Below are 14,592 nucleotides of genomic sequence, written 5' to 3'. Positions count from 1 at the left end.
GGTCTACACGCCCCTTTCAATATCGGGCCAAATGATTTTATGCAGTTGAAGATGAAGACGCACCGGTAAATGTGCGGCCAAAATCCACTCCGCCAGTAGGTTTGGTGACAACTTACCGTAAACAGGGGAAAAGAGGAGATGATCACGCGGGATTGTCTCGGGAATCAATCCCGCGGTTTTGACGGCAAAATCGAAATCTGCCCGATCGGCAATGACGAATTTAAATTGATCTTGAGTGGTTATCCGTTCAAAATTTTTGTAACAGATCGACTGGCTTTCTCCGCTAGAGGGGCATTTGATATCAATGATTCTGACGCATCGTGAATCCGTTTTTCCGATATCGAAGCTGCCGTTGGTTTCAAGGAGAACGGAAAATCCCTCATTCAGCAGCGCCTTAATTAAAGTGGTGGTTTCAGGCTGAAGCAACGGTTCTCCCCCCGTTATTTCAACCAGATGGCACGAAAAAAGCCTGACGGATTCAATAATGTCGGGAATCGAAAATTCGCGTCCCTCATCGTACGCATAGGTTGAGTCGCAATATGTGCACCGCAAATTGCATCCTGAAAGGCGCACAAAAACACAAGGGCGTCCCGCATGGAGCGACTCTCCTTGAATACTGTAAAATATTTCACTTACCTGTAGGCCCATGGTGTTGGTTTATATCAGGCGTATGATAGATAGTAAAGCGGTCGTTCCATCAAAAAAGAACATGATCATGGCCGAAAAAAGCACAGATCTCTAAAAGAAACCTGTGCTCGGGGAATTGCAAGTTAAGTCACTTTTACTAACTGCTCGATAATTCGAATATCCAGGGTGACTTAATTCTATGTGGGGTGTTTCCTGAAAATATATAGGGTATTACCCTACCTTCATAAAAATTTCAGGCGGCAAGGAGTGGTACAATACCGTATCGCTGTTGGTGAACGGGTATTCCTCCAAATATTGCCTGCTTTCCTTAAACCGGCACTCGGAACAAGCCCAATATTCCCAGGATTTGGAGATGGCAAAATCAAGGCAACCGCAATAGTGAGGGCAGAAAATGTTACGCTCCCCTTTTTTATGGGAAGGAGTTGGGAGCCCACTGGAACGACGCTTGAAATTCGCTATTTTAGATTTTCCTTTTCCACCCATTTTGCGCCTCCTTTATTTCAAGTTGAGAATTAAAATTGAAGTGAACAATTGACGGAGGAAACTATTTTTTGCTTTTGCGACTTTTATTTCACCCTATTGCTATCAGGATAAAAAAACCATAGGGCAAACACCTTATTTATATGATTAAAAAACCGTACTTTCCTACCTGATGATTAAAGATGAAAGACACCTTCACTGTGAGGCGGTGTTTTTCTCCCTTTCGCCATGCCGGCTATTACCGGACAGTTGCTAGTTTTCGGGCCGCCGGTATTTGATACGGTGGTTATTGTTTTTGAGCGGATACGATCAAATAACTTGATAAGGAAGAGTTGCGGGGTTATGTTTTTTTTGTTAGTTTTACAGGAACGATTCAAGCGTCAGCGAACAAAAAGAACGACCGACGTAACCTCATTTGGAGGAGTTATGATGCTCGAGAATAATAAGCCGGCGCCATCCGCCCTTAACTATCAACTACTGATAAAACACCTGCTTCGATTTCCCCTTAATTTTTGGGCGGAACGGGAAATCGTATACCGGGATAAGTGCCGCTATACCTATGCGGTGTTCGCCAAACGGATCGCCAAGCTTGCCAACGTTTTAATGCAGATGGGAGTTAAGGCGGGTGACCGGGTGGCCATGATGGATTGGGACAGTCACCGTTACCTGGAGGCTTATTTTGCGGTACCGATGATGGGCGCGATCTTGCACACTGTTAACATTCGGCTCTCGCCGGATCATCTCATATACACGATTAATCATGCACAGGATAAATTGATACTTGTCCATACGGATTTCTTGCCCCTGTTGGAGGGAATAAAGAATCAGATTGGGCAGGAGAAACAAATGATAGTGATCAATGATGATGCGGCAGACCCGAAGACGGACTGGTCGTCTGCCGGCGAATATGAGCATTTAATTCAAAAAGCGAGCGATAGTTTTTCTTATCCGGATTTTGATGAAAATACACTGGCCACGTTGTTTTATACGACCGGGACGACCGGTCGGCCAAAAGGGGTTTATTTTTCGCATCGGCAACTGGTGCTGCATACCATGGCGCTAACCATGGTGCTTTCGGGTCATAGCAGCCAGTTTATTGTTAACTCGGATGATGTTTATATGCCCCTTACCCCCATGTTTCATGTTCATGCGTGGGGCTTGCCGTATATGATGACCTCAATCGGCGCAAAGCAGGTTTACCCGGGTAAATACGAGCCCGAGAGATTATTGCACCTTTTCGGTGCCGAGAAAGTCACCTTTTCCCATTGCGTACCGACGATGCTGCATCTTCTGCTGAACTCACCGGGGATTGAAACCGCGAATGTCAAAGGATGGAAAATGATCATCGGTGGCTCGGCGCTGGCGCCGGGGCTATGTAAAGACGCCATGTCGCGGGGGATCAATCTTATCTCCGGGTACGGGTTGTCTGAAACCGGGCCGCTGATGACACTGGCTACGTTCAAGCCTGATTTACTCAATAGCTCCGATGAGGAGCAGGTCGGTTACCGATGCCGCACCGGCGTGCCAACGCCGCTGGTCGAGGTGGAAATAGCCGATCCACTAGGCAATCCGCTCCCGCATGACGGTGTGTCCGTGGGAGAAGTAATTGTCAGAAGCCCTTGGTTGACAAAAGGCTATTATAGAGAAACGGAATTGAGTGAAACGTTATGGAAAGACGGATGGCTTCATACGGGGGATATCGGTTTTTTCACATCGGATGGATATTTACAACTTACGGATCGCATTAAAGATGTAATTAAAACCGGCGGAGAATGGCTCTCATCCCTTGAGCTGGAGGATATTATCACTCAGCACGAAGCGGTCAGTGAAGCGGCCATTATCGGCGTTCCGGATGAAAAATGGGGTGAACGGCCGATTGCCCTGGTGGTGTTAAAACAAGAATACAGGGGCAAAGTGGATGAAAACGACCTGAAGGCTTTTTTTGCGCAATTTGCACGGGAGGGTAGAATTGCGCAATATGCCATACCGCAAAAAGTAGTTCTGGTGGATGCGATCTCCAAAACAAGTGTTGGTAAAATCAATAAAAAAAATATTCGGAATCAGATGGGAATATAGCGGCTCTTTGACGCCCCCCTTTGTTATATCTAAAAATTAGGTTGCGTGGAGAAGAAAACGAATGTTGATTTTTGAGATCCTGGCTCGAAACGCCAGGCTGTACGGAAAAGATGTGGCGCTCATCGAGAGAGAACCTGCAAAAAATATTCGGCGAGAGATTTCCTGGCGGGAATTTGATGATCAGGCAAATCGGGTGGCCCAGGCATTGACAAGAAGGGGGATCAAAAAAGGAGACCGGGTGGTTCATCTGATGATGAACAGCCTTGAGTGGTTGCCGATCTATTTTGGTATACTGCGCACGGGTGCCTGGGCGGTTCCGCTGAATTTCAGATTTGTGGCCAAAACCATCGGCAGATGCGTTGAGACGGCTGAGGCGACGGCTATTTTTTTCGGCGAGGAATTTATCGAGCGAATCGATAGCATCAAGGCGGATTTGGATCGGACCATTCAGCATTATATATTTGTCGGCCCCGGCGAGCGGCGACCGCATTACGCGATGGATTATCATCAATTCATTGAGGATATGCCGCCGGTCGACCCTGAAATTCCCATCGAAATCACCGACGAGGCGGCCCTCTATTTTACTTCCGGAACCACCGGTACACCCAAAGCAGCGTTATTAACCCACCGCAATCTGGAGGCAGCCTGCTTTGTCGAGAACAAACACCATTTGCAGAACAGAAACGATAATTTTCTCTGTTTGCCGCCGCTCTATCACACCGGTGCCAAAATGCACTGGTTCGGAAATTTCATCATGGGCGCAAAGGCCGTTATTTTAAAAGGTATCAGCCCCCAATGGATTTTAGAGGCGATTTCCGAAGAACAGGTGACCGTGGTATGGCTCCTGGTCCCATGGGCGCAGGATATTTTGTTGGCGATTGAGCGCGGTGAAATTCATTTGGATGCCTATAACCTTTCACAGTGGCGCTTGATGCATATCGGGGCGCAACCGGTTCCGCCGAGCCTTATCAGGGAATGGAAGCGCGTATTTCCCCACCATGCATACGATACTAACTACGGATTGACCGAAGCCACGGGACCTGAATGTGTTCATTTGGGCATTGAAAACTCGCATAAGGTCGGCGCGATCGGGCTGCCCGGGTTTGACTGGGAAGCGGCTGTGGTGGATGAGAATCTGAACCGTGTGGCCAACGGTGTGGTCGGAGAATTGATGGTTCGGGGACCGGCGGTTATGAAATGCTATTATAAAAACCCGGAAGAAACCGCGGCAACCTTGAAAAACGGATGGTTGCTGACCGGTGATATCGCCAAGCAGGATGAGGACGGTTTTATTTGGCTGGTGGATCGAAAAAAAGACATCATCATCACCGGGGGTGAAAACATCTATCCGGTGGAGATCGAAGCACTTCTTCAGGCGCATGACAGGATTCAAGATGTCGCCGTTATCGGCGTTCCGAACCATCGGCTGGGGGAAATCGCCGTGGCCGTTGTTCAGGTGAAGCCAGGAGAAGCGCTGACACCCGAGGAAGTCAACGATTTTTGTCAGCCACTGGCCAGATACAAACGGCCGCGTCAAATCATATTCGGCGAAGTACCCCGCAATCCGACGGGTAAGATTGAAAAACCGAAACTGCGCAAACAATATGCGGGAATTGCGGAGAGTTTTAAAACGGATTATTGATATCCGCCACGTTCATCAAACGGGCGGTAAACCCGTCGAGGCTAAGCGCGGACATGATTTCATCGACATGATCCCGGCCGCGGGTAATGAGTATAAATTCAACGTCTGCAGATTGCAGGGGCAGGCTGGTAAAGGAGCGCTGGTGATGCACTTCGACGATATTTGCGCCGGCGTCTCCGATGCAGCGGCAGACCTTCGACAAGGCGCCCGGCACATCATAAACGGCCACATGCAGCCGAACCATGCGGCCGGATTGGACCAACCCCCGTTTGATGATCGAGGCCAACACCAAGGGATCGATATTGCCGCCGCTCAGCACGACGCCCACGTTTCGGCCTGAAAGCCGGTCAGCGGTTTTGACCAGCGCGGCCACAGCGGCGGCGGCGGCGCCTTCGACGACTGTTTTTTCTAAATCCAGGAGCATGCGAACCGCTGACTCAATTTCGGGTTCATCCACGAGCACAATGTCTTTGACCAAACGACGAATCACCGGCAGCGTGTTGACACCGGGCGTTTTCACTGCAATTCCCTCGGCAATGGTGGATCGGCCGCATTGAATCGGCTCTCCGGCCAAGGCCTGTTTCATGGAAGGAAATCTTTGCGTCTCAACGCCGATGATATCAATGGCCGGGTTGATTTCCCGGGCCGCAATGGCGATTCCCGATATGAGTCCGCCACCACCCACCGGTACGATGATTACGTCCAGAGTCGGATGTTGATTTAGCATTTCAAGCGCGATGGTGCCCTGGCCGGTAATAATTTTCTCATCATCGTAAGGGTGAAGCATAATCAGCCGCCGGTCCTTGACCAGCTTTTTCGCTAACGCCGCGGTTTCTGACAACTCTTCGCCATGAAGAATAACTTCGGCGCCGAAAGCCCGGGTGCGCTCGACCTTGATGTTCGGCGTATAGCGCGGCATCACAATCGTTGCGGGAATGCCCAGTTGGCTCGCCCGATGGGCAACCGCTTGTGCATGGTTGCCGGCCGACATGGTGATGACTCCCTTTTTTCGGCTCTTGACAGAAAGCGATTCAAGCTTCAGCAACGCGCCGCGTTCCTTGAACGACCCGGTAAACTGAAGATTTTCGTATTTCAAAAAAACATTAATCCCTGTAATAGCGGATAATTTAACGGAAAATAAGCAGGGGGTGTCGTTGATATTTCCCTTTAGAATCTCGGCGGCGCGTTTAATATCATTGAGAGTAATCGGCATGAGGTGTGTGTGGTGCGAATGCGCTTTTAAAAATCAGTTAATGGGAATTTGCAGTTGAGAGCAACCGTGCCATCGCTTGTATTGCCAGAGTGTATCCATGTGCGCCGAACCCGGCTATCTGGCCTGTCGCCACGCCGGCAATCATGGAGCTATGACGAAACGCTTCTCTTTTATAGATGTTGGAGAGATGAATTTCAATGATCGGAATATCAAACAGCAGCAGAGCGTCCCGAATGGCCACACTGGTGTGGGTGTAGGCGCCGGGATTAATGATGAGCCCTTGGATGGTTCCAAATCCGGCCTGAATGCGATCCACAATCGCCCCCTCATGGTTTGATTGAAAGGTTTCCACCGTTATGCCCAATTGTTTGCCGGTTTGTTTCAAGCCTTGATCGATGTCCGCCAGAGTGTCCGTGCCGTAAATTGACGGTTCCCGCTTACCCAACATATTTAAATTGGGTCCATGGACAACCAAAATGCTGAGCGCCGGTTGTTTTCGAGCCATGAGAGTTTCTCCTTTTGAGCGCAGGCAACTTACATGTTTTCCCGAAGGGTCTTAATGGTATGCCGGTAATCGGCGCTGCCGAAAATAGCAGAGCCTGCGACAAAAACATCTGTTCCCGCTTTTGAGATATCGGTGATGGTGCGGCTATTCACGCCACCGTCAATTTGAATCAGCGTGGGTAGATTTTTATCGGTGATCATGTTGCGAAGCCGGCGAATCCGCTCCAGGCTGTTGGGGATAAAAGCCTGACCGCCGAAACCGGGATTGACGCTCATGATCAGCACAAAATCGAGGGAATCCAACACCCAATCCAAAGCGGAGAGGGGGGTGGCCGGGTTTAAAACCGCGCCCGCTTTGGCGCCGGACTCCTTGATCAGTTGAATGGTCCGATTCAAATGGACGCAGGCTTCAACATGCACGGAGATAAAATCCGCCCCCGCCTTGGCAAAATCAGCAATATAGCGATCCGGGTATTCAATCATCAAATGCACATCAGCCGGAAGGCTTGTCGCCTTTTTGACGGCCTCTACCACGATCGGTCCCATGGTGATGTTGGGTACGAAATGACCATCCATAACATCCACATGGATCCAGTCTGCGCCTGCGGCTTCAACCGTTTTTATTTCCTCCCCGAGTTTTGAAAAATCGGCGGATAATATCGACGGGGCAATTAGTTTCATCAATCAAGCTCTCCTTAAAATGAATAAATAGGCCTGCAACGGGCTATCCATATACCATTCGAGGGCAAATTGAAAGCCGGATGCTGGAATGCTGGGATGCATAAAAGCCATCGTTCACCTTCGGCGAATATACGCGCAAAAGCGTGCATGTTTCTGGTAAAGGGCCTAAAAGGCCAATGTAAGGGCCAGATGAAAACCGCCGGGAGCAGGAGCGATCGATAGCCCCGAAACGGCGTGGCGTTTAAGTCCCCTGATAAATTTTCCGGTTTCCTGCCGATTGAATTTATGGGCGCTTCCAACGGCGCTGTAAATCGTGCCTGAATAAATTCCTGCTTCAAACAGGGTGATAGCACCGCCCAACCAGGAAAGATCATGATCGAAAGCCTCTATGGCGGAACCGATCAGGGCGGCGTTCAGCAAAAAAGCGACGGCAGCGTCCTGGAATCGACCGCAATACAGATGCCCGGCTCCCGGCAAAATCGATAGCATGCCTGAAATGGCCGGGTCTTTTTGCGGTAGTGTGTGGGCCGTATCGATTTCGGCGATAGTTTCCGCTACATGGTATTTATTCCGGTTTTCAGGACCAATCGTGTTCAAAGCGTCCTTTGCGTTTTGCCATGAAGCGGCCTCTATCCAAAACCAGGCGAGCCGATATCGGGCCTCATCTCGTGTGTCGTCGTCCTTTGCGCCTTGTATCAAGACGCGAAGCGCTGCGCTTGCGCCATCGAAATCATTTGATTTCAATCGGCACTCGTAAATCATGAAGAGCGCTTTGTTGACATATGCGCTGTCATTTGTTCGATTCAGCATTTTCCTGAACGTGTCTTCAGCAAATTGGAATTGCCCGATGTTGAAATAGGATAATCCGATTTGATATTCAGCGGCATAAAGGCGTGCATCCTCTGGAAAAAAATGAAGAAACCGTTTAAATTCATTGGCCGCCTGTTCAAAATTCTTTTCCTTGAAGCAGGACTCGGCATAGGCATACTGAGCGTCCGCATCAATTATCAGTGAGTGAGCGTCGGATTGCGGGACGCAGACTAGAAGAAAAAACAGAATAAGAAAAAACCTGATGGCCATGGTATTTACCGATGTCCCCTGGAACCCTTTATCAAAAACCTGCAAGAAAAAGCGCTTATCACTATTAAATATTGGTTACGCGCAGTACTTCTTCAATGGTGGTAATGCCGCGAAGCGCCTTGTTCAACCCATCGTCCCGAAGCGTTGTCATGTGAGCGGCCAATGCTTCTTCCTTAATGCGGTTCGAATCATGGGTTTCAATCATCAGCCTCTTTAAACGGCTATTTAATTCGAGTATTTCAAAAATACCGACCCGGCCGCGATACCCCGCGTTAATGCATTTGTCACACCCGACGGCCCGGTAAAGGGTTTTCCCTGAAAATTGTTCGACGGGAAGACCGATACTGATCAAATCCGCCCTGTCCGGAATGTAGGGTTCCTTGCACGCGTCACAGAGGACTCTCACCAGACGCTGGGCTACAACGGCAATCACCGATGAGACAATTAAAAACGGCTCGACCCCGATATCGACCAAACGCGTAATGGCACTGGCCGAGTCATTGGTGTGCAGGGTGGAGAAGACCAAATGTCCCGTGAGAGCGGACTGAACCGCGATATCGGCTGTCTCTTTATCGCGGATTTCACCGATGAGAATCACATCCGGATCTTGCCTTACGATGGAGCGAAGTCCGCGGGCAAATGTCAGATCGATTTTCGGATTGACCTGAATCTGACTGATGCCTTTAAGCTGGTATTCCACCGGATCTTCAATTGTGATAATGTTTATTTCAGGCTTGTTGATGCTGGATAACACCGCATATAACGTGGTTGTTTTTCCACTGCCGGTGGGGCCGGTGACCAAAATAATGCCGTTGGGGGATTTGACCAATCGTTCAAGTTGGTCAAGCTTCTCAGGTTCGGGACAGATTTCAGAGAGTTGAAGTACAGTGGCCGTTTTATTCAAGAGCCGCATGACGACGCGTTCGCCGAAAGAGATGGGTATGGTGGATACCCGGACATCGATTTCCTGATCCCCAACTCGCACTTCCAGGCGGCCATCCTGGGGCAGCCGTTTTTCGGCGATGTTGAGTTTGGCCATTACCTTGATGCGGGAGATCAATGCCGCCTGAATCCACTTTGGCGGTGTTAACAGGTCATATAAAATGCCGTCAATGCGATAGCGGACCTTGAAACCGGTTTGATAGGGCTCGATGTGAATATCGCTGGCCCTGGCTTTGATGGATTGGGATAAAATGTGATTGACCAGTTTAATGATCGGCGCATCACTGGTGTCGTCCAGCAAGTCTTCCGTGTCACCGATTTCACTGATGATGGCGCGGCCATCTTCTTCTTCCATATCCTGAACGAGTTGTTCAGCTGAATCGCGTCGAAGATCATAAAACAGATTGATGGCGGAAAGAATGGCATCTTTACGAGCCAGTATAATCTGAAATTCCTTAAGACCGAGCAGTCGAACCAGATCATCCAAAGGCTGAAAATTGGAAGGATCATGGATGGCGATAAGGGGTTGAGCGGACTCGTTACGATTGTGGCCGGATGACGTTTGTTGCAGCGGCACCATGAGATATTTTTTAAGAAATTGTATCGGTATGGTGTCCGCGAATTCCGTGTCAATGTGATCCAGCGGCAGGTCCTCCTGAAACGGCACTGCATATTGAAGCGCCCATGCGTTAAGGAGTTGATCTTCAGTGATCATCTTTTTCTTCAGCAGAAGCATTCCGTCCACTTCTGCGCTCTCCTCGAACAACTTTGTGATATCGGAGAGGGTTTGCTCCGAAACACCCCGAGTTTTTTTTAAAAAATAAATAAGAGGCATTCTTTGCATCATTTTATTTTGTTCCGGACGGCGATACCGATGATGCATCCCCGAAGGGCGCCCTATTTATCTTTCCATCGGTGTCAAATAATTTGATATTCCCCTCGTGAATCACATTGATTTCGGCTTGTTTTTCATTCAGAACGGCTTGTGCTTCGGCAGGGCTTTTGATTACGCGGGGGGTGATAAAAATATAGAGATTGGTTTTTTGGTTCGATTTTGATTCGGAACTGAACAATCGTCCCATGAGCGGAATACTCCCCAGACATGGCACCTGATTTTGACTGTTTGTGATATTATCATCGATAAGTCCCCCGATCACGATCGTATTTTGATCTTTTACAATCACCGTCGTTTCCACCGAGCGTTTCAATGTGGACGGTTGATCCGTAACATCCTCCGGTGAACCGGTCAGGGCCGTGAGTTCCTGAGATATTTGTAGACGAACCAGCCGATCCTTACTGATGTGAGGCGTTATTTTAAGTGTTAATCCCACATCCTTGTATTCAATGGAGTTGAAGGTTTCGTTTAAATCACTGCTGGTAGTAGTCTTTGTCTTAAAAGGAATGTTTCTGCCCACAATGATTTTGGCTTCTTCATTATCTGTGGTCAGGATTTGCGGCGTTGAAAGAATATGGACATCTTCGTCCCCCTTAAATGCATTGGCGACAGCCCCCAAATTGGGAAGACTGATGGGTATGCCCCCTAATGTAAATTCGATCAAATCGCTGGAAATGATGCCTAACGCCATCCCCGATTGGGCCAGGTCGCCCGTTCCGATCGCGCTGCCGTCCGGACTGAATCTACCGCCGATGGCCGCAGACTTGCCATCCACCGACGTTTCGCCGAAAACCGACCATTTAATCCCAAGGTTAAAATTTTTATTAACATTAACCTCCATAATAAGGGATTCAATATACACCATGGATCGCGGAATATCCAGTTTCTGAATGATGTCTTCAATGACCAGATAATCTTCCGCATCCGCCATAATGATGAGGCTGTTGGTCGCTTTGTCGGCGGTCACTTTTACTTCTTCTGAAACAATAGGTGCTTCGTTGGATTTGGCGTTGCTCTTTTTGGACGGAAGTTCCTGAAGCACCTTGGCGGTATCTTCCGCAATGGCGTTTTCCAGGTAATAGACTTGAATTTTGCCTTTTCCACGAGGTGTTTGCTTGTCCAGAATTTCAATCAGCTTTTTAATTCGCGCCATATCGTTTTCACTGGCCATGGCGATGATGGTATTGGTTCGCTCGTCGGAAACGAATTGCGCAGTCTCTTGTTGGGGCAGCACGCTTTTGGCGACTTTTGGTTGCTTAAAAACCTCCTGAAGCGTTTTGACCATTTTTTCAGATCCCGCATGTACCAGCGGAATGACGGATATTTCCTGACCGATACCGGGCAAATCAATGGCCTTTAGAATTTTAGTCAGTCGTTGAATATTGGAATAGGCATCCGTGATAATCAGCGTGTTGGTGGCCGGATAGGCCAATATGGCGCTGTTTTTTGAAATCAAGGGTGTAAAGAGCCGTTTTATTTCTTCCGCGCTGGCATATGTCAGGGGAATTAGTTGCGTGATGAGCGTGTCGTCTTTTTTATCCAATAAGGGGCGCATTTGAGAGTTAATGCGGGTTTCGATATCTTTTCCCCGTGCATCTGGGGAGGGGACTATTTTGGTGACTTTTCCGGCAGGCACGGTTGCAAATCCGTTCACCTCGAGGACCGATTCAAATACACGATAGGCCTCATCGACTGAAATACGGGCCGGTGAAGTGATGGTGACCTTTCCTTTCACCCGGTTATCAATGACAAAGTTCTTGCCGGTGAGTTCGCTGATAAATTTTATGAAAACCTCGATATCCACATTATTGAAATCAATGGTGACAAACCGCTCCTTTTCACCGGCTTTCACCGGGTTGGGTTCGGGCTTGGCCGAAGCGGGTGAATCTGCCGCGGGCACTTGAAGCGTCATGGTCAATATGAGAAGCCAAGAGATCAATAACGCCGATAAGTGGGCCCTGAGGGGTATTCGTGCGATCATAAATGGATATCCCGTTCCTTGTTGTGAAACCTGTTGCCGGTCTATAATACGGTAATGTTTGGGCGGCTTCTGTTGAAAAAAAACGATACCGGCCCAAACACTCGACTGGTTTGTACTACCTTATTCGATACTCAATCATTTGGTGCCGGTCTCTTCTTTTTATTTCCACGGAAGCTGTATCGGATGTTTTTAAATTTTCATAAAGTTTCAAGGCATCGTCCACCGAGCCAATGGCCTTGCCGTCCACTCCCACAATAATGTCACCATTTCTAAGCCCCATTCTGCGAAACAAAGAGTTGGGCTTGACATTGGTGACCATCAACCCGTCCGATACAGGATCAATCTTGGCCTCACTCATGAGCTGCGCGACATTGCTCATGGCGGATTCAATCTGAGCGCGTGTCATGGTGATTCGCCGCTTGGATACGGCGTTGGAAAAAGGCGAGGCGGGAGCCATCGAAGCAACGGTTTTCCTTTGGTTTGCCATCGGCAAATCGACCGGTTGCTGAATCTCCAGCACCTCGTCTTTTCCGTCCACGGTCAGGATCACCTTTTCCCTTAAAATTATTTTTACCGTTGCGGTTTCGACGGTATCACCGACTTTGTAAAGACTTTGCTTGCGTTCTTTTTCCGATTCAATCACTGCATAGGCGGTATCACCCGCTGAGGCAACCGTACCCCACAGTTTCAGCCGCAGCTCGGTTTTTTCCAATTTGTCAATATCAACCGTCTTGGCTTCTGGGGTGGTTTTGGAGTCGGTCTCACCCTTGGTGTGGAAAAGGTTGCGTTTAAGGATCGGCTGATAAAACAGTAGCGGTTGTTTTTCGGTATCCGTTTCGGACGATGCCGTCCACGCGGCAGGGCTTATGGGCGATGGCATGGTTGTTTTTAGTTGCAGCAGGTTATAGCCCGCATTCACCGCAAAGTAGACGGCTGCTGTGATAAAGAGAAGATTAAGGATATGAGAGGCAATTTTAATCATATATAACACTCAGCGTGATATGGAAACACTTGGTTTTTCCAACATGCCGTTTAGTTCGAATTCAAAACCGACCGGATTGCCGCTTTTATTTTGAAACAGGACGACCGGCAGCGCTTGTGCCAGTTTGTCGTGATATTCGGGACGAAGAGAAACAACAAAGCGCAGATTTAAACGGCTTTTGGGTAACGGGTCACTGAAAATCAACGTCCCTGCCATGGTGCCTTCCAATTGAGGTCCGCTGAACACGCCGTTATTAATACGGAGAATGCGGTGCGCCATGGAACAATTCAAATCGATGGTTGCAAATCGAAAGGGCTCCAACACATCGGATAACGCGGGAAGGGTTAACATCACCTCTGTGAGCGCCAGCTTTGCATATATCGTTAACCCGGTTTTCAAATTCGGCACAAAGGTCATGTGACCGTCAACAGCGGCGGTCAATTCAGGCGGCGGGCTTTCAATAGCATTCAGCACCGCGTTCTGAAGATGTACCTGCGACAGGGACAGGGTGATTTTTTTCGGCTGATGCCATTGGTCGGCATCCATTTCCATATCACCGCTGAAAGCACCATTTTGAATGTTGCCTTGATAGTGAAGGAATAGCCGGCCTCGAATAAGTCGAGAAAGACTCGGGCAAATTCGAACATGGGGCACCTCGACCCCCCCTTTTTTTGGCTGAAAAACCGTTACGTCCTTTAAGGTGATACCCGGAGGAAAGCTCGGCGCCAAGCGCTCTATTTGAACACTATATCCTGGAAAAGCGTATTCAAACCGATCCGAAACCATGCGTTTTGCCGCTTCTTCCGGAAAGAGCGCGTAAATAAAAAAAATAACGGCCGCTACAACGTAAAATGCGTATAAAATAGGGAGGTAAAATTTTTTCATGACACCGGTGACCTTGCTGGCGACAGGGCTGCCTTATCAAACCGATTCGAGCGTTTCAACTTGCAAGACAACATCCACCAACCCCTCCGATTTTCCTGTTTCCGTGATGGAAATTCGTTTGATCTGAACGCTTTTCCCTGATTTTTCAAGATGATAAAGATATTGAACCAATCTTTCAAGTGTAAGTCCCTGAAGTTTCATTTCTACGGTTGAAATTTTATAGTGCTTGTCCGGTCCCTCGCTGGTCGATGGCTTCATGTAACTGATTCGATCCTTTAAGCCGGTTTTCCCGACAAGCTCATCCAAATAGGAAAAGAGGGAGAAACCCGCCTCACGGTTGGCCAGCCGAATTTTAGCGGATTCGGACTGCTCGCTCAGCAATTGATACTCGGCGGATAGCGCGCGCATGGTTTGAAGCTGCTCAATCTTTACCCTCACGGTCCGTTTCAATTGGTTGCGCTTTGCCAACAAGGGTAACACAATCAAGTGAATAACAGTGAAAACAACGACAACCGCAATTGCCGCTGATACAAAATATTGTTCTCGTTTATTCAGCTTGATGGCCAAGAGTTTTTCCCATCAA

13 protein-coding genes are annotated in these 14,592 nt (G+C 48.6%); 2 read left to right on the top strand and 11 right to left on the bottom strand.

All coding sequences use genetic code 11. The annotated features are described in order from the left end of the window. Positions 1–3 precede the first annotated feature (3 nt). Both RBT11_04695 and RBT11_04690 read right to left on the bottom strand, forming a co-directional pair. Positions 4–648 carry a radical SAM protein gene (locus RBT11_04695; protein MDX9786044.1) on the bottom strand — a complete coding sequence of 215 codons (645 nt, stop codon included), beginning with the start codon at positions 646–648 and terminating at the stop codon, positions 4–6. Between the two features lie 210 nt (positions 649–858). After that, a complete protein-coding gene (locus RBT11_04690; GenBank protein MDX9786043.1) occupies positions 859–1,131 on the bottom strand; it encodes a hypothetical protein in 273 nt (90 codons plus the stop codon). 423 nt (positions 1,132–1,554) lie between these two features. Between RBT11_04690 and RBT11_04685 the strand changes: the two genes are divergently transcribed. Both RBT11_04685 and RBT11_04680 read left to right on the top strand, forming a co-directional pair. Then, positions 1,555–3,204 (top strand): fatty acid--CoA ligase, encoded by a 1,650-nt coding sequence (locus RBT11_04685; GenBank protein ID MDX9786042.1) that lies wholly within the window; start codon positions 1,555–1,557, stop codon positions 3,202–3,204. Positions 3,205–3,265: 61 nt separating this feature from the next. Next, entirely contained in the window at positions 3,266–4,846 is a 1,581-nt protein-coding gene (locus tag RBT11_04680; protein ID MDX9786041.1) for an AMP-binding protein, read from the top strand. Here RBT11_04680 and RBT11_04675 read toward each other — a convergent pair. From RBT11_04675 to RBT11_04635, 9 genes are all read right to left on the bottom strand, one after another. Beyond that, the gene (locus RBT11_04675; protein ID MDX9786040.1) at positions 4,830–6,059 is read right to left on the bottom strand and encodes a threonine ammonia-lyase; all 1,230 of its coding nucleotides are present in this window, start codon (positions 6,057–6,059) and stop codon (positions 4,830–4,832) included. The genes RBT11_04680 and RBT11_04675 overlap by 17 nt on opposite strands. A gap of 37 nt (positions 6,060–6,096) precedes the next feature. Then, positions 6,097–6,564 carry a type II 3-dehydroquinate dehydratase gene (gene aroQ / locus RBT11_04670; protein ID MDX9786039.1) on the bottom strand — a complete coding sequence of 156 codons (468 nt, stop codon included), beginning with the start codon at positions 6,562–6,564 and terminating at the stop codon, positions 6,097–6,099. 29 nt (positions 6,565–6,593) lie between these two features. Further along, positions 6,594–7,244, bottom strand: coding sequence for a ribulose-phosphate 3-epimerase (gene rpe / locus RBT11_04665; protein ID MDX9786038.1), 651 nt, complete (start codon positions 7,242–7,244; stop codon positions 6,594–6,596). A 165-nt stretch (positions 7,245–7,409) separates the two neighbouring features. Further along, a complete protein-coding gene (locus RBT11_04660; protein MDX9786037.1) occupies positions 7,410–8,324 on the bottom strand; it encodes a tetratricopeptide repeat protein in 915 nt (304 codons plus the stop codon). 64 nt (positions 8,325–8,388) lie between these two features. Further along, entirely contained in the window at positions 8,389–10,113 is a 1,725-nt protein-coding gene (gene gspE / locus RBT11_04655; protein MDX9786036.1) for a type II secretion system ATPase GspE, read from the bottom strand. Between the two features lies 1 nt (position 10,114). Further along, positions 10,115–12,142, bottom strand: a complete 2,028-nt coding sequence (gene gspD, locus RBT11_04650; protein ID MDX9786035.1) for a type II secretion system secretin GspD — start codon at positions 12,140–12,142, stop codon at positions 10,115–10,117. Between the two features lie 115 nt (positions 12,143–12,257). Continuing rightward, positions 12,258–13,124 carry a type II secretion system protein N gene (locus RBT11_04645; protein MDX9786034.1) on the bottom strand — a complete coding sequence of 289 codons (867 nt, stop codon included), beginning with the start codon at positions 13,122–13,124 and terminating at the stop codon, positions 12,258–12,260. Positions 13,125–13,133: 9 nt separating this feature from the next. Continuing rightward, positions 13,134–14,009, bottom strand: a complete 876-nt coding sequence (gene gspN / locus RBT11_04640) for a type II secretion system protein GspN (protein ID MDX9786033.1) — start codon at positions 14,007–14,009, stop codon at positions 13,134–13,136. A gap of 36 nt (positions 14,010–14,045) precedes the next feature. After that, positions 14,046–14,576: a hypothetical protein gene (locus RBT11_04635; GenBank protein ID MDX9786032.1), complete on the bottom strand. Its 531-nt coding sequence runs from the start codon at positions 14,574–14,576 to the stop codon at positions 14,046–14,048. Positions 14,577–14,592 lie beyond the last annotated feature (16 nt).

This window comes from Desulfobacterales bacterium (genome assembly GCA_034003325.1).
Taxonomy (GTDB): Bacteria; Desulfobacterota; Desulfobacteria; order Desulfobacterales; family JAFDDL01; genus JAVEYW01.
The sequence above is the reverse complement of the archived record's forward strand: the minus strand, read 5'-3'. Positions and strand labels throughout refer to the sequence as shown.

What these genes read in the sequence shown, in the direction of transcription:
- gspE (MDX9786036.1), bottom strand. Translation starts at nt 10,113, where the DNA reads ATGATGCAAAGAATGCCTCTTATTTATTTTTTAAAAAAAACTCGGGGT.
- RBT11_04660 (MDX9786037.1), bottom strand. Translation starts at nt 8,324, where the DNA reads ATGGCCATCAGGTTTTTTCTTATTCTGTTTTTTCTTCTAGTCTGCGTC.
- gspD (MDX9786035.1), bottom strand. Translation starts at nt 12,142, where the DNA reads ATGATCGCACGAATACCCCTCAGGGCCCACTTATCGGCGTTATTGATC.
- RBT11_04645 (MDX9786034.1), bottom strand. Translation starts at nt 13,124, where the DNA reads ATGATTAAAATTGCCTCTCATATCCTTAATCTTCTCTTTATCACAGCA.
- RBT11_04695 (MDX9786044.1), bottom strand. Translation starts at nt 648, where the DNA reads ATGGGCCTACAGGTAAGTGAAATATTTTACAGTATTCAAGGAGAGTCG.
- RBT11_04690 (MDX9786043.1), bottom strand. Translation starts at nt 1,131, where the DNA reads ATGGGTGGAAAAGGAAAATCTAAAATAGCGAATTTCAAGCGTCGTTCC.
- rpe (MDX9786038.1), bottom strand. Translation starts at nt 7,244, where the DNA reads ATGAAACTAATTGCCCCGTCGATATTATCCGCCGATTTTTCAAAACTC.
- RBT11_04675 (MDX9786040.1), bottom strand. Translation starts at nt 6,059, where the DNA reads ATGCCGATTACTCTCAATGATATTAAACGCGCCGCCGAGATTCTAAAG.
- RBT11_04685 (MDX9786042.1), top strand. Translation starts at nt 1,555, where the DNA reads ATGATGCTCGAGAATAATAAGCCGGCGCCATCCGCCCTTAACTATCAA.
- RBT11_04680 (MDX9786041.1), top strand. Translation starts at nt 3,266, where the DNA reads ATGTTGATTTTTGAGATCCTGGCTCGAAACGCCAGGCTGTACGGAAAA.
- aroQ (MDX9786039.1), bottom strand. Translation starts at nt 6,564, where the DNA reads ATGGCTCGAAAACAACCGGCGCTCAGCATTTTGGTTGTCCATGGACCC.
- gspN (MDX9786033.1), bottom strand. Translation starts at nt 14,009, where the DNA reads ATGAAAAAATTTTACCTCCCTATTTTATACGCATTTTACGTTGTAGCG.